The following is a 24744-nucleotide window of genomic DNA, read 5'->3' on the forward strand; positions in this document are numbered from 1 at the left end:
CAGGGTACGCACCGCCTCCGACAGGCCGGCGGGGGCGTGTCGGAGACCCGCGCTAGTTTCACGCCCATGGCGGAGAGGGTGGAGCTGTGGTGGGCGAGGCGGCAGTTCTCGCGCGGCACCGAGGTGCCGTACGCGGTGGGTACGTACCGCGAGGCGTGGGCCGCCTACCCGGTTGTCGCGCGCCAGTACCATCCCGATCTCAACGCCGGGATCGCCCTGTCGCAGATTCCCCCCGCCGCCGACGTGATGCTGCGGTGGCAGTGCGATGCGGGACACCTCTTCGCCGCGACCCCGACCGAGCAGCGCAGCCGCCCCGGCCGTGTGCGCCGGAAGTCGTCGTGGTGCCCTGAGTGCCTCGCGGGGGCCACCGGGCGTGGCGCGTTCCCCGCGCTCGCGCTGCCGCCCGCCGGCGAGGCGCGCGCGGTGCCCTCCGATGCAGCGCCCTCGGGCGCAGCGCCCTCCGTTTCGGCGCCCTCGACCCCCTGGCCCTCGACCCCCTCCGCCGCAGCGCCGGGGCTCAGCTCCCCCTCGATCCTCGCGCCCTCGCCGCGCTCGCCCTCTAGCCCGGCCACCCCGGCCCGGCCCCCTCGCCGGCGCCCCGCCCCGCGACGTCTGTGCGAGAAGACCCCCGATCTGCCCTCCGGGGCCTCGTTCGCGAGCGCGTGCGCACCGAAACCTGCCTCTGCAGCGGAGGGTCTGCTGCACGAGCGGCTCTTCGGCGCCCTCGCCGTGACCCGCGGTCACAACGCCGTGCGCGTCTCGCGCCCCTTCTTCGAACACCGCGAGGTGTGGCCGGACCTCGTCCTCCCCGAGCTGCGCATCGCCGTCGAGTACGACACGATCGGCCGCTTCGGGCTCGAGCACGTCGGCGCCCGCGAGGAGTCCGACCGGCGGAAGGATCGCCTGCTCCGCGAGGCCGGGTGGGAGGTCGTGCGGCTGCGCACCGGGAAGCTCGAGACGATCGGTCCGCACGACATCCGCGTCGGCTCGATCGGCCCGCGAACGGTGGGGATGCTGCTCGACGCCTTCCGCGGCATCCGCGGGTCGCTCCTCATCGACGCCTATGCGACATGAGCCGCCCCCCGCCACCCCGCGCGGCGGCGGCTCACTGCGCGCGCAGCACCTCGCGCCAGTTCAGCGGCACCCGACCCCGGGGCCCGGGCGCCGGCTGCTCGTCGGGGTGACTGACAGGCGGTGCGAGCGCGGGGCCGTCGATCATGCTTTCGTCGAGGTAGTCCCAGAACCAGTCCTCGCCGGGTTCGAAGCTCTGGATGACGCGGTGCCCGGTCTCACGGAAGTGCGCGGTCGCGTGGCGGCCCAGGGAGTCGTCGCAGCATCCGACGTGGCCGCAGGCCGCGCACCGCCGCAGGTGCACCCACCACCCGTCGTCGGCGAGGCACTCCACGCAGCCGGTGCCGCTCGGAGGTGCCTGCGGGTCGATCGCGGTGTCCGTCATGCGTCCTCCTCGGTCGCGCGTTCGCTCGCGCGCATCATCCGGCCAGGGCCCGGTGCACCGAGGCCACGGCGCTGGATCCCTCGCCGACGGCCGCGGCCACGCGCTTCATCGACCCACGGCGCACGTCACCGGCGGCGAAGATGCGGGGGAGCGAGGTCTCGAACGGCAGCGGCTCGCGGCCCATCGCCTGCCACCGGGTCAGCGACTGCAGGGTGATGTCGGTGCCGGTGCGGACGAAGCCGTCGTGGTCGCGATCCAGCTCGGGGAGCCAGGATGTCGCGGGGTCGGCGCCGATGAAGCAGAACAGTCCGCGCGCATCGACCTCGCCGACGCTGTCGATCGCGACCTTCCGCAGGCCCCGGTCGCCGTCGAGTCCGACGATGTGCGAGCGCGTGTGGATCTGGACCCGGGGGTCGTCGGTCAGGCGGTCGACGAGGTAGCTCGACATGCGGGCCGAGAGGTCGCCGCCGCGGACGACCAGATGCACGGCGCATCCGTTCGCCGAGAGGTACAGCGCCGCCTGGCCGGCGGAGTTCGCTCCGCCGACCACGACGACGGGCGACTCGGCGACCTGCCGGAGCTCGAGCGGGGTCGCGGCGTAGTAGATTCCCGAGCGCTCGAAGTCCTCCCACCGATCCAGCTGCAGGCGGCGGTAGCTCGCGCCGGAGGTGACGATGGTGCTCCGGGTGCGGATGCGGCGGCCGTCGGCCAGGGTGACGTCGAGGTCGTCACCGTGCGGCTCGATCGAGGTCGCCTCGCACGGGGCGTACACCCGCACGCCGAATTTCAACGCCTGCAGTGTCGCCTGCCCGATGAGGTCACCGCCGCTGACGCCGAACGGGAACCCGAGGAAGTTCTCGATGCGAGAGGTGGCGGCCGCCTGGCCACCCGGTGCCACGGCGTCCAGGAGCACGGTCTCGAGGCCCTCCGAGGCGCCGTAGATCGCCGCCGCGAGCCCGGCCGGTCCGCCTCCGACGACGACGAGGTCGACGACCTCGTCCGCCTGACCCTGATAGCTGAGCCCGAGGCGGTCCGCGACCATGCCGGGGGTCGCCCGCACGATCGGCTCACCCTGGATGAAGGCGACGGGAAGATCGTCGGCGGTGAACTGCGCGAGCTTTCCCGAGGACTCGGCCATGTGCACGTCCTGATCCGTCACCGCGTGCGCGGCGTGGATCAGGTCGATGCGCTCGGCGAAACGCCGCAGGGCCAGGAACTCGCTCGACCCGTCGCGGCCGAGGAACTTCAGCGTCCACGCCGCCGACCCGCGGCGCAGCGATTCCCGGCGGGCCCACAGCGCATGCAGGATGATGTCGCAGAGCTCGTCGTCCTCGTTCATGATCCGGCGCAGCTCCGGGCGCGCGAGCGCGAACATGCGGCCTCCCTCGGTCGCCCGCGCGGAGAGGAAGGCGGCCTGACCGTTGAGCAGGCCGAGCTCTCCGACGAGAGAGCCGGGGCCGACGGTCGCGAGAATCTCCTCATCCGCCCAGGCGAGGGCGTCGCGGACGATCTCCACCTCTCCGGACCCCACGAGGATCATCGGATAGTCGCGATCGCCGGAGCGGAACACGTAGTCGCCGGCGGCCACATCGAGCGGCTCAGCGGCGGAGGTCAGGCGCTCCCATTGGGAGTCGGTCAGGGTGGGTGCTTGGACAGGGTCGAGATTCGGACCGGCCATGTCCAGAAGGTTACTCAGCCGAAGAGGCCGGAACAGGGGCTTCCGGCGCCGTCTGTGACGCTTGCAGCGAACGGATCAGGGTCTGCGCGTCGTAGGGGCCGTGATGCCGGCGTCCGCCCAGGAAGAAGGTGGGCACGGACGAGATGTTCATCGCCTCGGCGTCGAGCATGTCGTCGCGGACCCGCGCCGTCACCTCTGGCGCGGTCAGATCCCTTTCGAACCGGTCGACGTCCAGACCGAGCGAGGCCGCGAGCCTGACGATGTCGGAGGGGAGCTGGTGCTCCTGATCGGAGAACAGACCCCGTTCGAACTCGAAGAACTTGCCCTGCATGGCCGCCGCCTCCGAGGCCTCGGCACCTGCCAGGGCATTCGGATGCTGCTGAGTCAGCGGCGCGTGACGCCACACGTACCGCAGCTGGTCGCCGAGCTCCCTCCGCACCTCCTCGATGGAACCCGAAGCCTTGAGGCAGAACGGGCACTGGAAGTCGCCGTACTCGACGATCTCGTAGGGGGCGTCCATCGACCCGAAGACGTGGTCGCGGCGGGGGTCGACCGGTCGGACGAGCGTCTCGCCGGTCTGGATGTCGGGATGCAGCGCGTCCGACATGCGGAAGACGATCGTCGCGAGGACGAAGGCGAGGACCGATGCGGCGAGCACTCCGACCCGTCCCTCGTTCTGCGCGGCGTCATCGTCGATCGCGAGATCGACGATGAACAGGGAGATGGTGAAGCCGATGCCGCACAGTGCTGCGCCGCCCGCGATCCTGTCGAGCGTGAGGCCGGGACCGAAGTCGCCGATCCTCAGCAGCCGGAGCACCGCCGACGAGCCGAACACGCCGAGGAACTTCCCGACGACGAGCCCCACGACGATTCCCCAGGTCAATGCCGACGTCATGGCCCCGGCGATGATCTCGGGGGTCAGCTGCACTCCGGCGTTGGCGAGGGCGAAGAGCGGCAGGATGACGTAGGCCACGTACGGGGCGTAGGCGGACTGCAGGCGCTCGTTGATCGAGATCGACTCGCGGAGACTGTTCGCCGCCGCGCGGGCGTACTCGGTGTTCGGCGACTGCCGGAAGGTGCGGGCGAGGTCGAGCGCGTGCTCGACGTCGCGGCGGTTGGGGCGGTACACCGGCACGAGGAGCGCGATCGCGACGCCTGCGAGCGTCGGGTGCACCCCGGAGGCGAGGAAGGCGAGCCACACGATGATCGCGAGCGTCGCGTACACCGGTCCCCGACCCGTCGGGAGGTAGCGGGTGAGGTACACACCCACCAGCCCGACCGCCGCGATGATGAGGGGGAGCGGGGTGAAGTTCTCGGTGTAGACCAGGGCGATGATGCTCAGGGCTCCGATGTCGTCGACCACGGCGAGGGAGAGGAGGAAGATCCGGAGACGACCCGGAATCCTCGGCCCCACAAGCGCGAGGGCCCCCACCAGGAAGGCGGTGTCGGTCGAGATCACCACTCCCCAGGCGTGCGCGTAGCCCGAGGGAAGGGCGATCCAGAAGAACAGCAGGGCCGGCACCACCAGCCCCGCGATCGCCGCGGTGACCGGCACGAGCGCCCGTGACCAGCTGGTGAGCTCCCCGATCGCGAACTCGCGGCGCACCTCCAGTCCGACGGTGAAGAAGAAGATGGCCATGAGGGCGTCGTTCACCAGCGCGTGGAGGGTGAAGTCGAGCTGGATGTCGCCGAGCCCGACGGTGAGGTGCATCTCCCAGAAGGCCTCGTAGGCGTCGTGGGCGACGTTGGCCCAGACGACGGCGATGACGGTGGCGACCAGGAGCAGCAGGGCCGCGGCCCGATTCTGGCCGATCGCGCCGATCTTCTCCGCGATGGAATGCCGCCGCCGCGGACGGGGTGCGCGCGCGGTGGGCGGGGCGTCGGAGGCCGTGGATGCGCTCATGATCGGACCCGGCACATGCTAGACCACTCCGAAGTCGGGCACATCACCGGCCGTGAGAACGAGAGGTCGCCGCAACGCCCCGGGAGCTCCGTGGTCGCTCGTCACACACTTGTTGCAACGTTGTATATTCGCTAGCCTGCCACACAGCGCGGGTCGCGCCGGACGCAGCAACGGAGCGCGCGACGGAATCCGGGCAGAAGGGTTCTCGATGATCGAGCGCAGGGTGACCCTCCGCGACGTCGCGCAGCGCACCGGGGTCTCGGTCACGACCATCTCGAAGGTGCTGAACGGCGGGGGTGACGTCTCTCCTCAGACGCGGGCCCTCGTCGAAGAGCATCTCGACCGCAGCGGCTATCGGCGACGCCTTCCTCAGGTCGGCACCGGCTACATCCAGATCGTCGTTCCCGGCCTCACGGGCGACTGGGTCTTCGGAATCGTCTCGGGTGTCCACGACGCCGCCGCGCGTGCGGGTCACGGGGTGGCGGTGGTGGTGAACGACGATCGCGACGGCGGTGACCCCGGCTGGGTCGACGAGGCCCTTCGTCGCAGCGCGGTCGCCGTCGTCGTGCTCGTGGACGCGGTGCCCGAGGCGGCCCGGGCGCGACTGCGGGCCCGCGGCATCCCGTTCCTCCTCATCGATCCGTCGGGAGACCCGACCCCCGACGTGCCGGCGGTGTCCTCGGCGAACTGGTCGGGAGGTCTCGAGGCCGCCCGGCATCTGCTCGGCCTCGGCCATCGCCGGATCGCCGCGCTGACGGGCCCGGCGACATCGCTTCCCGCCATCGCGCGGGTGGACGGCTTCCGTGCCGCGATGACCTCGGCGGGCGTGGCGGTGCGCGAAGATTGGGTGCGATTCGGCGGCTTCACCGCCGAGTCCGGCGAGCGCGAGGCCCGGGCGCTGCTGGCCGACCCCGATGATCGGCCCACGGCGATCTTCGCAGGCAGCGACATGCAGGCGGTCGGCGTCCTGGATGCCGCCGCCGCCGCAGGTGTCGCGGTGCCCCGGGACCTGTCGGTCGTCGGGTTCGACGACCTGACGCTCTCCCGATACGTCCGGCCCCGGCTGACCACGATCCGGCAGCCGCTGCGCGAGATGGCCGCGCAGGCGACTAAGACCGTCCTCGAACTGGTCGATCACCCGAATCTGGAGCGCCCGCGCATCGAACTGTCGACCCGGCTGGTGGTGCGCGAATCGACCGCGCAGCCCTCTCGGTGAAGCTCGGCGAATCCCTTGCGTTCTCGCGCTGTTAACGGTAACACTTAAGCACTCCCCAGGGATCGGCCCCGGATTCATCGCAGAAGACGATGCCGCCCCCTCCTCCGGATCGGTCCGAGAGATCCTTGACCGTCCCTCAGGGTGAGCGCTAACTTCTTAACGCGTTAGCGCTCACAGTAAACGTTGTGTGGCGCGGCGACGGTGACGTCGCAGCCAGCGAAGGAGCTGAAATGACGCGGGACCGGGTGACCTCGGCGGTGGATGCGCCGCGCAGATCATGGCGAAGGATGCTGGCGCTCGTGGCGGCCGGCGCAGTGATGGGAGCGGGTTTGCTGCCGATCGGACAGGCGGCCACCGCCGCGGAGGAGTGGGATCCGCCGTCCTCGTACACCTCCACCGACAACGGCGACGGCACCTACCGGGTGCCGCTGCTGAACTCGGATGTGCCGGATGTCTCGGTCGAGCGCATCCCCGCCGCCGAGAACGACGAGGGTCGCGACCTCTACTACATGATCAGCACGACCATGCATCTGAGCCCCGGGGCGCCGATCATGAAGTCGTACGACCTCGTCAACTGGGAGATCGTCAACTACGTCTTCGACCGCGCGAACATCGGCGATGACTTCTCGCTCCGCAACGGCCGGACCTCGTACGGCCAGGGTCAGTGGGCGTCGTCGCTCCGCTACCACGACGGGCTCTGGTACGTCGCCTTCAACACCAACAACCTCGGCGGCTCGTACCTCTACACGACCGACGACATCGACGACGGCTCGTGGGACCGCATCTCGCTCGGCCGCTCGTACCACGACCCGTCCCTCTTCTTCGACGTCGACGGCACGCCCTACATCTTCTACGGCTCGGGCTCGACCAGTGCCGTGAAGTACAGCGCCGACTTCTCCACCGTCCTCGCGGAGTACCCGCAGATCATCCGCCCCGCCGACTATCCGAACGCCCCCGTGGGGGGACTGTTCGAAGGCGCGCAGGTGACATACATCGACGGGACCTACTACATCGTCATCATCACCTGGCCGTCAGGACAGGGCCGTCAGGTGGTGCTGTTCCGCTCCGACGATCTGCTCGGACGCTACGCGACGGCCGATGGGTCGAACCCCTACGAGGCGAAGGGCGTGCTCAACTCCAACGGGTTCGCCCAGGGAAGCCTCGTCCCGATCGCCCGGGAAGACGGCGGCACCGACTACTGGGGCATGTTCTTCCGTGACACCTTCCCCATCGGCCGCATCCCCGCGCTCATCCCCGCGACGTGGGGCGAGGACGGCTGGCCGGTCTTCGGGAACAACGGCAGCGTGCCGGTCGGCGGGTCGTTCGACAAGCCGATCGCGCTGAGCCCCGAAGAGGAGCGGCTCGAGCGCCTGAAGTCGGTCGTCGTCTCGGACGACTTCGCCAATGACGCACCGGAGCGGGCGTACATGGACGAGAACTGGACCATTCCGCCGGGACCGACCGTCGACGAGACGCTTCTCGGAGTGGAACTGGTGCAGAACGGCGGCTTCGAGAACGGCACCACCGGGTGGATCGTCAACGACACCGCCACCCTCACCGCCTCGTCCGACGCCGCTACCGGGGCGGGGGCCGTGCAGGTCACCTCCCGCCAGACCACCGGCTCGGGCCCGGCGCAGGACCTGTCCGGAAAGCTGCAACGCGGTATCACCTACGACGTCTCCGCCAAGGTGCGCTACACCGATCCGCTCGCTCCCGCGACCAAGCAGTTCTTCGTCACGGCCCGCTACGGCTCGAGCACCTTCACGAACCTCGCGACGGTCACCGCGCCGCGTGGGCAGTGGGCGACGATCACCGGATCGTTCACGGTGCCGGCAGGTCAGAACGTCGACACGGCGCGGATCTTCGTCGAGACGCCCTACACGCAGAACCCGGGGGCGAACCCGTCGCAGCACCTGATGGACTTCGCCGTCGACGACGTCTCGGTCACCGGCCGTCCCCTCACACAGGAGACGGCACACCCCGACGAGATCGCACCCAACGGCTCGCGGCTGGCCCTGCAGTGGCAGTGGAACCATGCGCCCGACAACCGCTACTGGTCGCTCACCGAGCGCGAGGGGTGGCTCCGCCTCACCAACGGCAAGGTCGTCACGGGGAACACCCGTCACGACAAGCTCGCGAACGACGATGAGGCGACCTACCTCGAGGAGGCGCGCAACACGCTGTCGCAGCGCACGTTCGGTCCGAGTCAGTCGGCGGAGATCTCGATGGACATCTCGGCGATGAAGAACGGGGATGTCGCCGGGCTCGCCGCCTTCGGACGCAACTTCTCCTACGTGGGCGTCAAGCGCGTCGACGGCGTCAACACCGTCGGAGTGGTGAACCGCACGACGCCCTTCACCGCGACGATCGACCAGAACGCCGTCGAAGCCTTCGTGCCCGGGACGACGGCAGCTCTCGGCGACGCCACGCAGGTGCATCTGAAGGCCGATCTTGACTTCGCCAATCCGTCCGGGCAGCTGTGGACCACCTTCTCGTACAGCCTCGACGGGATCAGCTGGACCCCGCTCGGCAACCGGGTCGGGCCCCTCACCCTCGACGGGGCGCTGACGCACTTCATGGGGCACCGGATCGGGGTGTTCAGCTACGCCACGCAGGCCACCGGCGGGCATGTCGACATCGATCACTTCCTGCTCAGCGACGTGCGGTCGGCCCAGAACCTGCCGCTCGACACCACCGCGCTGGATGCGGCGATCGCCCACGCCGGAACCCTCGACGCCGCCGACTATCCCGACGAGGACTGGCAGGCGATGCAGGCCGCCCTCGTGTGGGCGCAGTCCGCTGCCGCCGGCCCGGTCGGCACGCAGAACCAGATCGACGCCCCCGAGCGCGCCCTGAGCCTGGAACTCGCCCGACTCGGCGTCATCCTGCCCGATCCCTCTCTGGACATCGATCTGACGGCGGCGACCCGCTGCGCAGCGGGGAAGGTGCAGGTGACGGCGCTCGTGACGAACCCGAACGGGGTGCCCGTGCGGGCAGCGGTGTCCTCTGATTACGGCACGAAGACCTTCGTTGCCGTTGCCCCCGAGAAGTCCGCCACGCACGCCTTCACCACGCGTCAGACCTCGATCGTCGCCGGCGAGCTGACGGTCACGGCCACGGCCGAGATCGACGGTGAGACGGTCACTCGGACGACGACCGCGCCCTACGACGCGCGCACGTGCGGCTGACCGTGCGCGTCACGAACCCCGCCCCCACAACTGAATACGACCGACAACTGAACACCGACGTCCGAAACACATCAAGGAGATATCTCTTGCACGAGCGCGCCTCGAAGCGATCCCGGTTCCGGATCGCCGCCATGGCCGCCGCCGGCATCCTGATGGCAGCGAGTATCGCTGTCACCAGCCCGGTGTACGCGGCTGAAGAGGAGCTCATCGTCAACGGAGGGTTCGAGAACGGTACCGAGGGGTGGTTCGCCAACAACGGCAACGCCACCGACGGTGCCACTCTGACCATCGTGAACGATGCGTTCTCAGGGTCCAACGGTCTGCGCGCCTCCGCGCGTCAGACCACCGGCTCGGGTCCGATGCAGGATCTGTCCGGCAAGCTCCAAGCCGGCCAGACCTACACCGTCACGGCCCGGGTCAAGTACGACAACCCCAGCAGCCCTGCGACGAAGCAGTTCTTCGCGACGATGCACTACGGCGGGTTCACGTACACCAACCTCGGCAGCGTCACCCCGGCTCGCGGCCAGTGGGGGTACATCAACGCCACCTTCACCATCCCCGCAGGACAGAACGTCACCACCACGCGCCTGTTCATCGAGACGCCGTACAACGCCAGCCCGCAGAGCGACCCGAACCTGCACCTCATGGACTTCACGGTCGACGACGTCTCGCTCGTCGGCGCTCCGCCGCCCCCGCCGCCGGCCGCCCCGTCGAAGACCGTCGAGGTCGTCGGCAAGCTGCCGGGTGAGCACAACCCGCTCATCGGTCACAAGTTCGGCGCCGACGGGTACGGGTTCGTCCACGACGGTCGCGTCTACATGTACATGACCAACGACACCCAGGGTTACGCGCCCAACCCCGCCACCGGAGTATCCCCCGGCATCAACTACGGCGACATCAACCAGATCACGCTCATCTCCACCACCGACATGGTGAACTGGGTCGACCACGGTGAGATCCCGGTCGCCGGCTCGCAGGGCATCGCGCCGTTCACGAACAACTCGTGGGCGCCGGGCATGGAGAAGAAGGTCGTCGACGGCGAGGAGAAGTTCTTCCTCTACTACGCCAACGGCGGCGGCTCCAGCAACGTCATCACCGGTGACTCGCCCCTGGGTCCGTGGGTCAGCGAGCGCTCCAGCACGCTGATCAACGGCAGCACGCCAGGCGCCCAGGGCGTCAGCTGGCTGTTCGACCCGGCACCGCTGGTGGACGACGACGGCCAGGCGTACCTCTGGTTCGGCGGCGGGCCCGCCTCGACGGCCTTCCCGGCTGCCGAGCGGTTCAACAACCCGAAGAACATCCGCGTGATCGAGCTGGCCGACGACATGGTCAACACGCAGGGCACCGCCGCGGTCGTGGACGCCCCCGTGGCGTTCGAGGCGGCGCAGGTGTTCAAGCGCGAGGGCAAGTACTACCTGTCCTACTCGTCGCACTTCGGCGGCAACGACTTCGGCGGCAATCAGACGCCTCTTCCGGGCTACCCGGGCGGCGGTCAGATCGGCTACATGATCTCGGATGACCCGATGTCGTGGCCGAAGGAGACGTACGCCGGTGTGCTCTTCCCGAACCAGTCGCAGTTCTTCGGTGCGGGAACCGGTGGCAACAACCACCAGTCGGTGTTCGAGTACGAGGGCAAGTACTACTTCACGTACCACGCCCCCACGCTCAACAAGCGCATCAACGGCAACACGACGCAGGGTTACCGCAGCCCCCACATCCAGGAGCTGACCTTCAACGAGGACGGCACCATCCAGCAGGTCGTGGGCGACTACGCAGGTGTCGATCAGGTGCGCGACTTCGATCCGTTCCGCACCTTCGAGGCCGAGACCCTCGGCTGGACGAAGGGCATCGCGACGGCGAAGATCGACGGCGGCTCGGCGGAGTTCGGCGACACCGCTCCGAACCTCGTCGTGCGCGACATCGACAACGGTGACTGGACCGGTCTGTCGTCGGTGGCCTTCGGCGACACCGGTGCGGCCTCGGTCACCGTCACGGTCAAGCCGCTCCAGGAGGGCGGCGCGATCCAGGTGCGCGACGGCAGCGACACCGGTGCGGTGCTGGCGACCATCCCGGTCACCGGCGAGATCGGGGAGTGGACCGAGCTCAGCGCCGACCTCACGGGTGCCACCGGCACGAAGGACGTCTTCTTCACCTACACCGGTGAGAGCGGCGACCTGTTCGAGCTGGACAACTGGGCCTTCACCGAGGGTGCGGCGCAGCCGTCGCTCGACGTGACGGCCGAGGCTGCCACCCGCTGCGCGGCGGGCAAGGTGCAGGTCACCGTCAAGGTCACCAACAACGATGACGTCGCGGTCCAGGTCGCGGCGGTGTCGGAGTACGGAACCAAGACGTTCGCCTCGGTCGCCCCCGGCAAGTCGGCCACCCACGCCTACACCACCCGCGCCACGAACATCGCCGGCGGCGATGTCGACGTGACCGCGAGTGCGACCGTCGACGGCCAGCCGGTCTCGACGCTCGTGTCGGCGCCGTACGACAGCCGCACCTGCGGCTAGCAGTCCCCGTCCGGGGCCGGGCGATCCGCCCGGCCCCGGACTCCCGCGAGACATCTCGGTCGGACCAGGCGGTTCGGTTGTGATGTCGTAGTGTTCTCGGTAACATCTGCTCGGGCGTCGTAGCCGCCGCCCGAAGAACGGAGCAAGACAATGAAGTTCCCCCAGGGCCTTTCGGCCCGGATAGCCGTAGCCGCCGTCGGTGGCCTGCTGCTGGCAGGCGGCGCGAGCGCCGCGATCGCCGACGAGCTCGACACCGGCGACGTCGACGTCACGGTCGACATCGAGTCGACCGACGACGGCGCGCTGACCCTGACCGTGGACGGCACCTCGACGAGCCTCGCCGAGGTTGTGTCGGGCGACCCGACCATCCGGCAGTTCGACGGACAGCTGCCCGAGGTCACCGTGAGCGACACGCGCGACCCCGACAGCATCCCGGACGGCTCGTTCTGGTCGGTGTACGGGCAGGCGACCGACTTCGTCGGCCAGGAGGGTCAGCCCGACATCCCGGCCGGGAACCTCGGCTGGACGCCCGAGGTGATCGGCGAGTACGAGTTCATCACCGAGGGCGACCCGATCGGCACCGTCCTCGACGACGGACCCGAGGCGAGCGTCGGACTGGTCGAGGGTGAGCTGCTCTACTCGGCGTTCACCTCGGAGGACGCCGTGAACGAGGGCAACAACGCATGGTCGGCGACCGCCGGCCTGACGCTGAAGACCGGTGCGGATGTCGCTCCCGGCGCCTACGCGTCGGTGCTGACCATCTCGCTGTTCGAAGACATCGGCTGAGCGAAGGCCGAGGTCCTTCCGGATCTACCCATCGGAAAGGAGGGGGTCGAGATCTCCCCACGGATCTCGACCCTCTCCGCTCTGTCCCCCCCGGATGAGTGAAGGAGTACGTTCATGCGCCGACGGATGACGCGAGCCGGCCTGGTCGCGGCGATCGCCCTGTCAGGCGCGTCGCTCCTGGGTGTCGTGCCGGCGGCCGCAGCGGCGCCGGTAGCCGTGGTGTCGGCGGGCGCCGCCAGCGCCGCCACCGACGATGAGATCACCTGGTCGGTGACACCGGCCGACGAGGCATGCCCCGACCAGCGCGGCGTCATCGAGCAGGAACTCGACCCGGGCCAGTCGCGCACCGACCGCTTCGCGGTCCGCAACTTCAGCGCCATCCCCGTCACCTTCGCGCTGAGCGCGGCCGACGGCTACTACTCCGACAACGGTCGCTTCACGATGCTGCCCTCGAGCGAGCCGTCGGTCGACGCCGGCACCTGGATCACCCTCCCCGAGTCGGTCACCGTCGAACCCGGCGGCACCACCGTCGTCACCTTCACCACCGAGGTGCCCGACGATGCCGTCCCCGGCGACCACGCCGCGGGGATCGCCGCGTCGGTCCTGTCGGCCGGCACCGACGCGACCGGGACCGGTGTCGGCGTCGAGAGCCGCGTCGGCTTCCGCATCACCACGCGCGTGACCGGAGAGCTCGCTCCCGCCGCCACCGTGCAGGCGGTCGCCGGCTCCTACGACCTGTCGTGGAATCCCTTCCGACCCGGCGAGGCGACCGTGTCGTTCGAGGTCACCAACACCGGCAACACCGCCGTGCAGGCGCAGGGCACCCTCACCGCGGGCAGCGCATCGGCGGACTTCCCCGCGGCGGGAGAGGCCGTGCAGCAGCTCCTTCCCGGTGAGACGCGCACCCTCACCCTGGCGCTCGCCGGCGTCTGGCCGACCGTCGTCGTGCCGCTGGCCGTCGATCTCACGCCGACCGCGCGCGACTTCGCCGGGTCCGACCTGCCGGTCACCGCCAGCGCCGCGTCAGCGACGCTCTGGGCTCTTCCCCTCCCGCAGCTCATCCTGCTCGTCGGGGTCGGCCTGCTGCTCGCGGCGCTCCTCTGGCGCCGGAGGCGTTCACGGGCCCGCCTGGCCGCGATCGTGGCGGCGGCTCGCGAGGAGGGCTTCGCCGCCGCCCGCACCGTCGACGGCGCGAGCGCGGAGCCTGCGCTGGCCCAATCCTCCGCGACGGCGACGTCCCCGACCATCGACCCCTCACCCCCAGGAGAATCAGTGACCCGACGGAGCCTCAGGTGATCGCCGCGACGAACGCCGGAGACGTCGCGCCCGGCGAGGGCGGGGTCGATGTCCTCGTCGACATCGCTCCGGCGGAGACGCCGTCGCCGACGCCCACACCGACGGTCACTTCGACGCCGTCGGTGACGCCGACTCCCGGTGTCACCGCCGCGCCCGGCTCGGGCGGCTCGGTGCCCGACGGGCTCGGGGCCACCGGCGTGGATCCCACGGCGGCGATCGTGCTGGGCGCCGCTCTGCTGCTCTCCGGCGTCGCCGCGCTCCTCGCTCGCCGGCGGAGACGGATCAGCGCGCGCTGACATCGGCCCGCGAGAGCGACGACTACCTGATCATCGATCCCAGAGTCAAACCCCGCGCGGTGTCCGGGCGGCGCTCCCTAGGGTCATCGGATGGCCTCTTCGAACGCCCGCCCGAATCGCCCGCGAATCAGCGTCGTCATCCCCGTGAAGGACGACGCGGAGGAGCTCCGACACGCACTCGCCGCGCTCGCGGCGCAGACGGTCCCGCCCGCCGAGGTCGTGGTGCTCGACAACGGTCGCCCCGCCGCCGGCTCCGTCGATGAGGTCGCACGGATCGCGCGGGAGGCCGGCGCGCGTCTGGTGCGCGAGCCCGGCGGCGGGATACCGGCGGCGAACGCCGCCGCCTTCGACGCCGCGACCGGCGACATCGTCGCGCGCATGGACGCCGACTGCCGGCCCGGACCGGCGTGGGTGGCGGGCATCGTCCGTGCCTTCGAGGCGGATCCCTTGCTCACCGCCGCGACGGGTGGCGCCCGATTCATCGACGGTCCGAGGTGGCTCCGCCGCCCTCTCGCGTGCGTCTACCTCTTCGCGTACCGCGCCACGCTGTGGCCGGCTCTCGGTCACACGCCGCTATGGGGATCGAATCTTGCCGTCCGCCGGGAGGCATGGGTGCGGATCGCGCATCTCGTCCACCGCAGTGACCCCGAAGTGCACGACGATCTCGACCTCTCCTTCCATCTCGGGGAACGTCACCGCATTCGTGCGGTGCGCGGGCTCCCCATGGGGGTGTCGATGCGACCGTTCGCCGATGCGTCGGCGATGCGTCGGCGGTTCGGCCGCGGCATCCACACGGTACTCATCCACTGGCCGCGGGATATCCCCCCGGTCCGCGTTCTCCGTCTTGCGCTCGCCCGCGCGACGGGACGGACCTTCCCCGCCGCCGCCCTGATGTCAACGGGGTCGACCCGTGCCCGTGCGGCAGGAACAGTGGAGTCCATGAGCGACATGACGGCAGACCACCCCTCCGATCCGACCGACGCGGCCGACGGCGCGCAGACTCACGAGCCCGCGCCCGCCGGGGACGAGACCGACATCGCTGCGGTGGATGACGGCGACTCGCTCCGCGACCGCAGCGACCTTCAGGATCTTCCTCCTGCGGACGCGACGAAGTAGCGCAGGGAGTGCACCCTCGGCGGGAGGGAGCGCACCCTCGGTGGGAGGGAGTCCACCCTCTCTGGGGGGAGTGCGCGGTCAGGCGAGGCGGTCGAGGAAGACGTGGAGCGCGGCGTCGACGCTCGCCTCGAGCACCTCGCCAGGGTCATCGGTGTCGAGCACCAGCGCTCGGTGCCCGCTGCCGGTGTCATCCGCCCACCCCACGTACACGGTGCCGGGAGGGTGTCCGTCCGAGGGATCCGGACCTCCGACGCCGGTCACCGATACGGCGATGTCGGCGATGATCAGCCGGCGCACACCCCGGGCCAGCTGCTCGGCGCACTGCGGAGAACACGGATCCGTGCCAGGTTCCAGCCCGAGAAGGCGCTCCTTGACGTCGAGGGCGTAGCAGACCACCCCGCCGGCGAACCATTCCTGCGCTGACGCGCCCTTCCCGATCGTCGAGGCCAGCAGGCCGCAGGTGAGGGACTCGGCCACGGCCAGCTGCACCCCGCGTTCCTGCGCGCGCTCCGCCAGAGCCTCGACGGCGTCCATCACGGGTGGACGCCCGGCGCGGTGTCGTCGTCCGAAGGGCTTTCCAGTTCGCGGACCAGGGCGTCGAGGTCGACGTCGTCATCGAGTCCGGCGTCCTGCAGACGGCGCGACAGGATGTCGCGAAGCTGGTCCTCCCGGGCGTTGCCGAGCTGGATGTCGGCTCGGGTCTGCACCAGGATCCCGCGCACCTCTTCGCTCAGCGTCGTGGAGTTTTGATCCTCCAGGGGTGCGTCCTGGGTGGCTATGTCGTCGGATTCCTCGCCGCGCGGACCGACCCCGGCGATGTCGTTCTGGCTCGACGCCTCGGCATCTGCGGAACCTGTGCCTTCCGGGACGACGGCCGGGGCTGCGCCCGAGTCGGCGCCGCCGCCCCCCGCGGGCGTCGGGCTGACGGACGCCGCCTGGTCGTCATCGTGCGGCTGGTTCGTGGTCATGTGGTGTTCCCTTCTCGGGCGCGGCGCCGTCGATGGACGATACCGCTGCTGCCCCCCACCCTGGCGCGGGTCGCAGCGATTCGCACCCGGTTGACGGCGTCGACGAAGCCGATTATCGGAATCACGCGAACCCGTTCTGTCAAGGGCCTGGGCTTCGACGCGTTCATCGGCGCATGATCGACTCGGGTGAGTGCGATGTACAACGTCAGTGATCGATTCCTCGTCTTCGTGCCGGTGTCCGGAGACACCTGGCTGCTCTGCGATCGGTCGCATCCGGCCGATGACCCCCGGGCGGTGATCGCGATCGCCACACGCGCCGTCTTAGGTGTGGACGTGATCTGGCGTCACGGCATCCGCGCCCCTCGCCGCTTCGATCGATTCGACGATGTGGTCCGCACGGCGGCCGACGTGCTCTCGCCCCGCAGCGGCGGGCCCCGCCGACCGGTACCGATCCCGCACCGCCCGCCCGCGCGCGGGTGAGCCCGCGGCATCCGGCTGTCAAGCCCCTCGCCCCCGCGCGGATCCGCGACGAACCTCGAGGCGTCATCGTTCTTCGAGCAGAGGAGCCGCCAGTGTCGGATGACGCCGAGCAGACGTTCCCTTCCCAGGGGCAGGAGCAGCCCGGGCAGACCCGGGAGATGCTCCCCGAACCGGACCATGGGGAGGGCGGCTACGTCGGGTCGGGACGTCTGGCAGGAAAGCGTACCCTCATCACCGGCGGTGACTCCGGCATCGGACGCGCCGTCGCGATCGCCTTCGCGCGGGAGGGTGCCGACGTCGTCATCACGGCGCTGCCGGAGGAAGAGCAGGATGCCGCGGCCACCGTCGCGCTCGTCGAGGACGCCGGCCGCACCGGCGCGGTGCTTCTCGGCGATCTGCGAGACGAGGAGTTCGCGGCCCGCATCGTCGACGACGCGATCGGCCGCATGGGCGGTCTCGATGTCGTCGTGCTGAACGCCGCGTACCAGGCCGATCGCGACAGCCTCGCCACGCTGTCGACCGAGGAGTTCGATCGTGTGTTCCGCACCAACCTGTATGGGCTCATCTTCTCCGCCCGCGCTGCCCTGCCGCGACTGACGGCGGGCGCCTCGATCATCGTCACCTCGTCGGTGCAGGCGTTCCAGCCTTCGCCCGGGCTGATCGACTACGCGATGACGAAAGCGGCTCAGGTGGCTTTCGTGAAGGCCCTTGCACAGGAGGTGGGCGAGCGGGGAATCCGGGTGAATGCCGTCGCCCCGGGGCCGATCTGGACACCCCTCATCCCGGCGACCGGGTTTGACGAGGAGAAGCTGACCTCGTTCGGCACCGACACCCCTCTCGGACGCGCCGGTCAGCCCGCGGAGCTCGCAGGCGCCTACGTCTACCTGGCGTCGGACGATGCGTCGTACACGTCGGGCGCCGTCCTCGCCGTCACCGGTGGCAAGCCGCTCTAGCGGCAGCTTCGCCCCCGATCGGGACGCCGGACTGACTAAGATTTCCCTATGGGCAGGTTCATCTACGACACGATGGCGAATTCGGTGGACATCGAAGACCGCACTCTCGCTCATCTGCGCATCGTCGTGATGAACAAGCTCCGCCGGTCGGAGTCGTTCATGTTCGACGTCGAAATCGGAGACGGCAGCGGGCGGCGCAGCTTCTGGATGCATCCGTCGGTGCCGATGCAGTTCCACTTCTTCGGCAGCCGCAATCCGCGGATCAACCGCCTGTGGATCGAAGAGCTCATGCTCGCCGCGAGCGGCCCGAACGGCCTCAGCATCACACCCGAGCCGGCCGAGGAAGAGAACCCGCCGAGCCCGGGGTCTGCTCCGCGCGGTCTGAGCTGAGGCACCCACGCGCCGGACGCTGTGTGGCGCGCAGCGCATCCCCTCGGGCGCGATCCGTCAAAGGATGCGGCCTGCGTCGCATCCAGACCGCATCTATCGACGGATCGCGATCGGGCGCGGGGGTCGGGACGCGCGATCCGTCAGAAAGTGCGCAGGGCGCGGGACCCGCGGGGCGCGCAACACACGCGCCACGCCACTCAACGCAGCGCGCGGAGCTCCGCGATGTGCTCTGGGGACCCCTCGGACGAGGAGTCCATGTGCTCGGCGACCAGGGTGATCCCGCCGCTGGCGTTGGCCGAGCCCATCAGCTCGTCGATCCACGCTCGGCTGATCGCGGGCGCCTCCGGCTCGTCGAAGACGAAGCGCAGCGGGATGGACGGGTGCAACCAGATCGTGCTGCGCCCGGTCGGCTCGTCATCCGGATGCCGCCACGAGACCGTGAAGCTCTCATCCCGGCGGAGCTTCGTGGCGATGACGATCTTCAGGTGCGACAGCGCCCGGTCGTCGATGTCGATGGGGGTCGCCGACCCGCCGTAGAAGATGGTGCCCACGGCGCGGTCAACCCCGCCCGACCGCGGATCGCTCCGGGGGAAGCAACGGGTTCGGCTCCGAGGGGTTCGGCGCGGTCGGTTCGCTCGGCGTCGGCGCGAGGGGCTCGGCGGGCGTGGACCCCGGGGTCTCCTCGGGAAGAGGGAGTGCAGCGTAAGTCATGACAACCTCCTTCACGCTCCACCCTGCGCCCGGCCCGCTGCGCATCCCAGTGGGTTGACGGTCCGGCGCGAGGGGTATATCCGCGCGCACGCGCGTGCCGGACCCTGCGTCAGCTGACCGCCGCCGGCATGGAGGCGGTCACGCCGTCGGTGGGAGCCGGCGCGGGCCTGACCCGGGCTGTCGCGATACGCGGGTCGCTCGCACCGACGGGGTGGACCTCTCCGGTGATCTCGATCGAGGCCGTGGTCTCGCGATCGACGACCGACGTGCCCGCCCAGAGGTCTACCCTGCCCGGTTCGACGATGCGGGTGAGATCGCGCCCGCTGAACGCGAGCCGCTGAGTGGGGACCTCGAACGACACGACCGCCGCGTCGCCCGGCTCGAGCGTCACGCGCTGGTAGGCGAGCAGCTGCGCCTGCGGACGGGTGACGGATGCCGCGACGTCGTGGGCGTACAGCTGAACGACGTCGGTGCCGGTGCGATCGCCGGCATTGCGTACGGTGACCTTCGCGGTGAAGACGGCGCCCGCGGCCACCGATGCGTCGACCGTCAGGTCCTCGTGATGGAACGCCGTGTACCCGAGCCCGTGCCCGAACGGCAGCACGGGAGCGTTCGCGGCGCTGGTGACCTCGGAGGGCCCACCGAGATGCGGATGCAGGTAGGTGTAGGGCTGCGCGCCGGCCGCGCGGGGGAGCGACACCGGCAGACGGCCCGACGGGTTGACCGCGCCGGTGAGGATGGCGGCGAGGGCGGTCCCGCCCTCTTCGCCCGGGAAGAAGGACTGCACGACGGCCGCGGGGGCGTGCTCGCCCTCCACCGCCCAGGCGATGGCGTAGGGGCGCCCGGTGAGAAGGACCATCACCGTGGGAGTGCCGGTGGCGACGACGGCCTCGACGAGCTCGCGCTGCACGCCGGGCAGGTCGAGCGACTCGACGTCGTTGCCCTCGCCCACCGTGCCGCGGCCGAACAGACCTGCACGGTCGCCGACGACCACGACCGCCACGTCGCTCGCTGCGGCGAGCTCGACCGCCGCGGCGATCCTCGACCGGTCGTCGCCCTCGACGTCGCATCCGGCCTCTTGGGTGATCCGGGCGTCGGGGAGCGCACCGCGGAGCGCCTCGAGCACGGTCGGGATCTCGAAGCCCATCGCGGTGCCCGGGTGGTGCGCCAGCACGTGGTTGGCGAACGAGTAGCAGCCCATGAGGGCCTCGGCGCTGTCGGCGTTGGGCCCGAGAACGGCGATCCGACGCGTGTCGCGGCCGAGCGGCAGCATCCCGTCGTTCGTCAGGAGCACCGTGCCCTCCTCGGCGAGGCGTCGCGCGACGCGTCGGTGGGCAGGGCTGTCGAGGTCGATCCGGCGGGGCGGGCTGTCGAAGTCGGCGTCGAGGAGGCCCAGGTCTTCCTTCTGGGTGAGGACGCGGGTCACTGCGCGGTCGATCACGGCCTCGTCGAGGAGGCCGGCGCGCACCCTCTCGGCGAGCGCGGGGTAGGCGTCGAGGGTGGGCAGCTCCACGTCGATCCCGGCCTCGAGGGCCAGCTGCGCAGCCTCGCCGGGGTCGGCGGCGATCTGGTGCATGGTGTGGAGGAAGGCCACGGCGAAGTAGTCCGCGACGACGACGCCGTCGAAGCCCCATCGGTCGCGCAGCAGTTCGGTGAGGTATTCGCGGGATGCCGCGACGGGGACGCCGTCGATCTCGGCGTAGGAGTTCATCACCGCGCGCACCCCGCCGTCGCGCACCGCCATCTCGAACGGCGGCAGGAAGACATCGGCGATCTCGCGGGGTCCGGCGTGCACCGGCGCGTGATTGCGGCCGGCCCGCGAGCCGGAGTAGCCCACAAAGTGCTTCAGGGTGGCGTGCACCCCGGCATCCTGGAGCCCCCGTACGTAGGCCGTCCCGATCGTGCCGACGACGTAGGGGTCTTCGGCGATGCACTCGTCGACCCGGCCCCACCGCGGGTCGCGGATGACATCGAGCACCGGGGCCAGACCCTGGTGGATGCCGAGCTCGCGCATCGAGCCGCCGATGAGGCGACCCATCTCGGCGACGAGGTCGGGGTCGAAGGCCGCGCCCCACGCCAGCGGCGTGGGGAAGGTCGCCGCCTGCCACGCCGCGAGACCGGTGAGGCACTCCTCGTGGACGAGCGCGGGGATGCCCAGGCGGGTCTCGCGCTGCAGCCGGCGCTGCTCGTTCCACAGCCACTCGGCCCGGGCTATGGGATCGACCGGACGCGTGCCGTAGACCCGCGTGAAATGACCGATGCCGTGCACGACCGCATCCTCGAACCGCGTCGAGGTCTTCATCTCGCCCGCGAGGGGAGCCACCACCTCGTCGCCCTGGTCGATCCAGAAGCCGACGAGCTGGCCGAGCTTCTCGTCGAGGGTCATGCGGTGGACGAGGTCCAGGACGCGCTCGGAGGCCGAGAGGGCAGGAGGGAGTGTCACGATGCTGCTTTCTTCGATGTCGACGAGGGAAGAGGCGTCAGCCCTTGACGGCACCGGTGAGGCCGCCGACGATGCGACGCTCGAAGAGGCTGAAGAAGATCAGCGCCGGGAGCATCGACAGGGACGTGAACGCCAGCACCCGTGCGGTGTCGACGGAGTACTGCGAGGAGAACTGCTGCACACCCAGGGGCAGGGTGAACGCCGCCTCGTTGTTCAGGATGAACAGGGGGAGCAGGTAGGCGTTCCAGCTGCCGATGAAGGCGAGGATCGACACCGTGATCACCCCGGGCACGGCCAGGGGCAGCACCATGCGCCAGAAGAACGCCAGGCGACCGCAGCCGTCGATGTAGGCCGCCTCCTGGATCTCATCGGGAATGGCGCGCAGGAACGGCACCAGGATGATGATCGTCACCGGCAGCGCGAACGCGATCTGCGGCAGGATGACGCCGGGGAGGCTGTTCATCAGTCCGAGGTTGCGGATCACGATGTACAGCGGCGTGATCGCGACGGTGATCGGGAACATCAGGCCCGCGGCGAAGAGGGCGTAGAGCGCACCGCGCCCGCGGAAGCTGTAACGGGCGATCACGTAGCTGGCCATGAGACCGAGGGCGACGGCGCCGACGGTGGTCGCCAGGCCCACCAGCGTGGAGTTGCCCACCTGCGTCCAGAACTGCGGGGCCGCCAGCACGCTGGCGTAGTTCTCCCAGCGCCACTCGGTCGGAAGCCCGGCGGGGTTGACGGTGATCTCGGAGTTGCTGCGGAAGCCGCCGATGATGATGTACAGCACCGGACCGAGCATCATGCCGATGACGACGAGGGCGATGAAGTAAACGCTCGGCGGACCCCAGGGGAGCTTCTTCGCGGGCGCACCCTTGCTGCGTCGACCGGCGACGCGGGTGGTGATGGTCATGGTGCTCATCCGGCACCCCTTTCGGTGATCGCCCCGGCGGTGTCGCGTCGCAGCACGTAGCGCTGGTAGATCAGGGCGACGGCCAGCGAGATGAGGAAGATGACGACGGCGACGGCGTTCCCGTAGCCGAAGTTCCCGGCGTTGCGGCCGGTGGCGACCATGTAGATGGCCATGGTGTTGGTGCCCGCCACGGATGCGACGTACTGACCCCAGATGATGTAGACGAGGTCGAACAGCTGCAGGGCGCCGATGATGGACAGGAACGCCCAGATCCGCACGGTGGGTCCGAGCAGCGGCAGGGTGATCCGCCGCTGGATCTGCCAGTACGACGCGCCGTCGATCGCGGCGGCCTCGTACAGCTCCTCGGGGATCGACTGGAGGCCGGCGAGGAAGAGGATGACGGCGAAGCCGACGTACTTCCAGGTGAGGATCGCCATCAGCGTCCAGATCGCGATCGCGGGATCGGAGAGCCAGTCGGCGGCGAGGAAGCCGAGGCCGACGTTCTCGAGGAAGCCGTTCAGCGCGCCGCGCGTGGCCAGGAGCAGGCTGAACCCGGTGCCGACGACGACCTCGGCGATGACGTAGGGGACGAAGATCAGCACCCGGATGACCGACTGACCGCGCATCCTGCGGTTCAGCAGCAGGGCCAGCAGCAGCGCGACCGGCCCCTGCATCACCAGGGAGGCGATGACGATGAAGGCGTTGTGACCGAGCGCCGCTTGGAAGTTCGGATCGCTGAAGATCACGAAGTAGTTCTGCAGGCCGACGAAGTCGGTGGCGGGGCCGAACCCCGACCAGCGGAAGAACCCGTAGTAGGCCGCCATCACCACGGGAAGGATGACGAAGCCGACGAAGAAGGCGACGGCGGGGCCCACCATGAGGAGGACTTCGAGGCGGCCCGACCAGCCCAGGCCCCGCGGACGGCTCTTGTCCCGCCGCACGGACGGGGGCGGCGTGGCGCCGCCCCCGTCGTGCTGCGCGAGATCGGAGTCCGTGGTGGACATCTCGCGGACGGTCATGTCAGCCCTGCGCGCCGGCGGTGTTGACCGACTGGATGAACTGCTCGGGGTCGCTGTTGCCCGCGAGCATGTCGACGACCGCCACGTTCAGCGCGTTGCCGACGTTCTGGCCGAGGACCGTGTCGAGCCACTGCGAGACGAACGGGGCGCTGTTGTACGCCTCGAGGATCTGCTGCAGGTAGGGCTCGGTCACCGCTTCCTGCGCCACGGTGTTCACCGGCGGCGACTGGAAGGCCTCGTAGTACAGCTGCTGCTGCTCGGCGCTGGCGACGAAGTTGAGGAAGTCGACGCACTCGTCGGGGGCGTCTGCGGCGCAGGAGTAACCATCGACACCGCCCATCATCGAACCGGGCTCACCCTCGCCGCCCTCGATCTCGGGGAACGGGAACCAGGCGAGGTCGGGGAGAGGCTGCTCGTCGGGCGTGAGGGAGGCGATGACACCCGGGTTCCACGCGCCCATGAGCTCCATCGCGGCCTGGCGGTTGGCCAGCAGGCCCGCCGACGATCCCGCGCCCTGCTGGGCGGGAGTGGTCAGGAAGCCCTCGTTGAAGGGCTCGATCGAGGCGAAGTCCTGGAGGTTCTCGGCGGCGCGGGTCCAGCACTCGTCGCTGAAGTCCTTCGAGTCGCCGGTCTCTTCGATGACCTCGGGGCTGCACTCGCGGAGGGCGAAGAAGTAGTACCAGTGCGCGGCGGGCCAGGCGTCCTGGGCGCCGAGGGCGATCGGCGCGATGCCGGTGCCCTTGAGGGATTCGACGGCTGCTTCGAGGTCGTCGATCGACGCGGGGGTCTCGGTGATCCCGGCCTCGGCGAAGGCGTCCTCGCTGTACCAGAAGCCACCGGGGAGCACCGACAGCGGCATGGCCCACACCGAGTCCTGATAGGTCTCGGCGGCGAAGGAGCCCTCGGGGATCTCGGCGCGCACGTCGTCGGAGATCACGTCGGTGAGGTCCTTCAGCTGACCGGCGTTGACCATGTCGGCCATCTTTCCGCCGCCGCGCTGCAGGAAGATGTCCGGCGGGTCGCCGGCGTTCAGCGCGGTCTGGAGCAGACCGTCGAGGTCTTCGTTCTGCACCGACTGCATCTCGATGGTGACGCCCGGGTTCTCCTCCTCGAACGCCTCGATGGCGTTCGTCCAGAACTCCTGGCCGGGGCCGGTGGTGGAGTTCTGCCAGAGGGTCATCTGCACGCTTCCGTCGGCGGACTCGCCGCCGCCTCCGCCGGAGCATGCGCTCAGTACGAGCGCGCCGGCGAGCAGTGACACCGCGCCCGCTGTGATTCTGCTGGCTTTCATGTGATTCACCTGTTCTCTTCCTTGAGGTGCACGCTCGGTCCTCGAGGTGCTGCGAATTCCGGGCTGCTGTCGGGACCCGGACGGCGTCCAGTCTTCGGAACGGACGGAAAGGTGTCAAACGTTTTCGAAAA

General features: G+C 69.8%; 22 protein-coding genes. 11 read left to right on the plus strand and 11 right to left on the minus strand.

The genetic code is table 11. The annotated features are described in order from the left end of the window. The first annotated feature begins 66 nt into the window (after positions 1-66). Entirely contained in the window at positions 67-1074 is a 1008-nt protein-coding gene (locus tag T9R20_RS02220; protein WP_322410931.1) for a hypothetical protein, read from the plus strand. A 31-nt stretch (positions 1075-1105) separates the two neighbouring features. Here the strand turns inward: T9R20_RS02220 and T9R20_RS02225 are convergent, their stop codons facing one another. The 3 genes from T9R20_RS02225 to nhaA are packed head-to-tail and all read right to left on the minus strand — an operon-like array spanning position 1106 to position 5037. Continuing rightward, positions 1106-1456, minus strand: coding sequence for a UBP-type zinc finger domain-containing protein (locus tag T9R20_RS02225; protein WP_322410932.1), 351 nt, complete (start codon positions 1454-1456; stop codon positions 1106-1108). Positions 1457-1490: 34 nt separating this feature from the next. Continuing rightward, positions 1491-3134 (minus strand): FAD-dependent oxidoreductase, encoded by a 1644-nt coding sequence (locus T9R20_RS02230; protein ID WP_322410933.1) that lies wholly within the window; start codon positions 3132-3134, stop codon positions 1491-1493. Positions 3135-3144: 10 nt separating this feature from the next. Then, complete coding sequence (nhaA, locus tag T9R20_RS02235; RefSeq protein WP_322410934.1) at positions 3145-5037, minus strand: Na+/H+ antiporter NhaA; 1893 nt, start codon at positions 5035-5037, stop codon at positions 3145-3147. Positions 5038-5245: 208 nt separating this feature from the next. Between nhaA and T9R20_RS02240 the strand changes: the two genes are divergently transcribed. The 7 genes from T9R20_RS02240 (at position 5246) to T9R20_RS02270 (ending at position 15448) form a co-directional block, all read left to right on the plus strand. Then, complete coding sequence (locus tag T9R20_RS02240; protein ID WP_322410935.1) at positions 5246-6253, plus strand: LacI family DNA-binding transcriptional regulator; 1008 nt, start codon at positions 5246-5248, stop codon at positions 6251-6253. A gap of 230 nt (positions 6254-6483) precedes the next feature. Next, positions 6484-9441, plus strand: coding sequence for a family 43 glycosylhydrolase (locus tag T9R20_RS02245; protein WP_322410936.1), 2958 nt, complete (start codon positions 6484-6486; stop codon positions 9439-9441). Positions 9442-9527: 86 nt separating this feature from the next. After that, complete coding sequence (locus T9R20_RS02250; RefSeq protein WP_322410937.1) at positions 9528-11954, plus strand: family 43 glycosylhydrolase; 2427 nt, start codon at positions 9528-9530, stop codon at positions 11952-11954. 150 nt (positions 11955-12104) lie between these two features. Then, complete coding sequence (locus tag T9R20_RS02255) at positions 12105-12740, plus strand: hypothetical protein (RefSeq protein ID WP_322410938.1); 636 nt, start codon at positions 12105-12107, stop codon at positions 12738-12740. 114 nt (positions 12741-12854) lie between these two features. After that, entirely contained in the window at positions 12855-14036 is a 1182-nt protein-coding gene (locus T9R20_RS02260) for a WxL protein peptidoglycan domain-containing protein (RefSeq protein ID WP_322410939.1), read from the plus strand. After that, positions 14033-14332, plus strand: a complete 300-nt coding sequence (locus tag T9R20_RS02265; RefSeq protein WP_322410940.1) for an LPXTG cell wall anchor domain-containing protein — start codon at positions 14033-14035, stop codon at positions 14330-14332. Before T9R20_RS02260 ends, T9R20_RS02265 begins: the two co-directional genes overlap by 4 nt. Before the next feature lie 90 nt (positions 14333-14422). Then, on the plus strand, positions 14423-15448 hold the full coding sequence (locus T9R20_RS02270) for a glycosyltransferase family 2 protein (RefSeq protein WP_322410941.1): 1026 nt from the start codon (positions 14423-14425) through the stop codon (positions 15446-15448). A gap of 78 nt (positions 15449-15526) precedes the next feature. Here the strand turns inward: T9R20_RS02270 and T9R20_RS02275 are convergent, their stop codons facing one another. Both T9R20_RS02275 and T9R20_RS02280 read right to left on the minus strand, forming a co-directional pair. Then, positions 15527-15982 carry a CinA family protein gene (locus T9R20_RS02275; RefSeq protein WP_322412228.1) on the minus strand — a complete coding sequence of 152 codons (456 nt, stop codon included), beginning with the start codon at positions 15980-15982 and terminating at the stop codon, positions 15527-15529. Next, positions 15982-16416, minus strand: a complete 435-nt coding sequence (locus T9R20_RS02280; RefSeq protein WP_322410942.1) for a hypothetical protein — start codon at positions 16414-16416, stop codon at positions 15982-15984. The genes T9R20_RS02275 and T9R20_RS02280 overlap by 1 nt, the downstream gene beginning before the upstream one ends. A gap of 186 nt (positions 16417-16602) precedes the next feature. On the opposite strand from T9R20_RS02280, the gene T9R20_RS02285 reads away from it, so the two are divergent. The 3 genes from T9R20_RS02285 (at position 16603) to T9R20_RS02295 (ending at position 18239) form a co-directional block, all read left to right on the plus strand. Beyond that, positions 16603-16896 carry a hypothetical protein gene (locus T9R20_RS02285; RefSeq protein WP_322410943.1) on the plus strand — a complete coding sequence of 98 codons (294 nt, stop codon included), beginning with the start codon at positions 16603-16605 and terminating at the stop codon, positions 16894-16896. Positions 16897-16988: 92 nt separating this feature from the next. Further along, positions 16989-17849, plus strand: a complete 861-nt coding sequence (locus T9R20_RS02290) for an SDR family oxidoreductase (protein WP_322410944.1) — start codon at positions 16989-16991, stop codon at positions 17847-17849. Between the two features lie 48 nt (positions 17850-17897). Further along, positions 17898-18239: an ATP-dependent DNA ligase gene (locus tag T9R20_RS02295; protein WP_322410945.1), complete on the plus strand. Its 342-nt coding sequence runs from the start codon at positions 17898-17900 to the stop codon at positions 18237-18239. A gap of 197 nt (positions 18240-18436) precedes the next feature. On the opposite strand, the gene T9R20_RS02300 is transcribed toward T9R20_RS02295, so the two are convergent. The 6 genes from T9R20_RS02300 to T9R20_RS02325 all read right to left on the minus strand — a co-directional run bounded on the left by T9R20_RS02300 (position 18437) and on the right by T9R20_RS02325 (position 24613). Beyond that, positions 18437-18790 (minus strand): hypothetical protein, encoded by a 354-nt coding sequence (locus tag T9R20_RS02300; protein WP_322410946.1) that lies wholly within the window; start codon positions 18788-18790, stop codon positions 18437-18439. Between the two features lie 7 nt (positions 18791-18797). Further along, positions 18798-18950, minus strand: coding sequence for a hypothetical protein (locus T9R20_RS02305; protein ID WP_322410947.1), 153 nt, complete (start codon positions 18948-18950; stop codon positions 18798-18800). 109 nt (positions 18951-19059) lie between these two features. Further along, the gene (locus T9R20_RS02310; protein ID WP_322412229.1) at positions 19060-21336 is read right to left on the minus strand and encodes a glycoside hydrolase family 3 N-terminal domain-containing protein; all 2277 of its coding nucleotides are present in this window, start codon (positions 21334-21336) and stop codon (positions 19060-19062) included. Positions 21337-21430: 94 nt separating this feature from the next. Further along, positions 21431-22312 (minus strand): carbohydrate ABC transporter permease, encoded by an 882-nt coding sequence (locus tag T9R20_RS02315; protein ID WP_416182931.1) that lies wholly within the window; start codon positions 22310-22312, stop codon positions 21431-21433. Next, positions 22309-23322, minus strand: coding sequence for a carbohydrate ABC transporter permease (locus T9R20_RS02320; protein WP_416182932.1), 1014 nt, complete (start codon positions 23320-23322; stop codon positions 22309-22311). The genes T9R20_RS02315 and T9R20_RS02320 overlap by 4 nt, the downstream gene beginning before the upstream one ends. 1 nt (position 23323) lies before the next feature. Further along, positions 23324-24613, minus strand: coding sequence for an ABC transporter substrate-binding protein (locus tag T9R20_RS02325; protein WP_322410949.1), 1290 nt, complete (start codon positions 24611-24613; stop codon positions 23324-23326). Positions 24614-24744 lie beyond the last annotated feature (131 nt).

The organism is Microbacterium invictum, assembly GCF_034421375.1.
GTDB lineage: Bacteria > Actinomycetota > Actinomycetes > Actinomycetales > Microbacteriaceae > Microbacterium > Microbacterium invictum_A.

Excerpts from the sequence above, each read along its gene's own strand:
- nhaA (WP_322410934.1), bottom strand. The coding sequence starts at position 5,037 with ATGAGCGCATCCACGGCCTCCGACGCCCCGCCCACCGCGCGCGCACCC.
- T9R20_RS02220 (WP_322410931.1), top strand. The coding sequence starts at position 67 with ATGGCGGAGAGGGTGGAGCTGTGGTGGGCGAGGCGGCAGTTCTCGCGC.
- T9R20_RS02245 (WP_322410936.1), top strand. The coding sequence starts at position 6,484 with ATGACGCGGGACCGGGTGACCTCGGCGGTGGATGCGCCGCGCAGATCA.
- T9R20_RS02260 (WP_322410939.1), top strand. The coding sequence starts at position 12,855 with ATGCGCCGACGGATGACGCGAGCCGGCCTGGTCGCGGCGATCGCCCTG.
- T9R20_RS02240 (WP_322410935.1), top strand. The coding sequence starts at position 5,246 with ATGATCGAGCGCAGGGTGACCCTCCGCGACGTCGCGCAGCGCACCGGG.
- T9R20_RS02325 (WP_322410949.1), bottom strand. The coding sequence starts at position 24,613 with ATGAAAGCCAGCAGAATCACAGCGGGCGCGGTGTCACTGCTCGCCGGC.
- T9R20_RS02230 (WP_322410933.1), bottom strand. The coding sequence starts at position 3,134 with ATGGCCGGTCCGAATCTCGACCCTGTCCAAGCACCCACCCTGACCGAC.
- T9R20_RS02255 (WP_322410938.1), top strand. The coding sequence starts at position 12,105 with ATGAAGTTCCCCCAGGGCCTTTCGGCCCGGATAGCCGTAGCCGCCGTC.
- T9R20_RS02270 (WP_322410941.1), top strand. The coding sequence starts at position 14,423 with ATGGCCTCTTCGAACGCCCGCCCGAATCGCCCGCGAATCAGCGTCGTC.
- T9R20_RS02320 (WP_416182932.1), bottom strand. The coding sequence starts at position 23,322 with ATGACCGTCCGCGAGATGTCCACCACGGACTCCGATCTCGCGCAGCAC.
- T9R20_RS02280 (WP_322410942.1), bottom strand. The coding sequence starts at position 16,416 with ATGACCACGAACCAGCCGCACGATGACGACCAGGCGGCGTCCGTCAGC.
- T9R20_RS02310 (WP_322412229.1), bottom strand. The coding sequence starts at position 21,336 with ATGACCCTCGACGAGAAGCTCGGCCAGCTCGTCGGCTTCTGGATCGAC.
- T9R20_RS02225 (WP_322410932.1), bottom strand. The coding sequence starts at position 1,456 with ATGACGGACACCGCGATCGACCCGCAGGCACCTCCGAGCGGCACCGGC.
- T9R20_RS02295 (WP_322410945.1), top strand. The coding sequence starts at position 17,898 with ATGGGCAGGTTCATCTACGACACGATGGCGAATTCGGTGGACATCGAA.
- T9R20_RS02275 (WP_322412228.1), bottom strand. The coding sequence starts at position 15,982 with ATGGACGCCGTCGAGGCTCTGGCGGAGCGCGCGCAGGAACGCGGGGTG.
- T9R20_RS02315 (WP_416182931.1), bottom strand. The coding sequence starts at position 22,312 with ATGAGCACCATGACCATCACCACCCGCGTCGCCGGTCGACGCAGCAAG.
- T9R20_RS02305 (WP_322410947.1), bottom strand. The coding sequence starts at position 18,950 with ATGACTTACGCTGCACTCCCTCTTCCCGAGGAGACCCCGGGGTCCACG.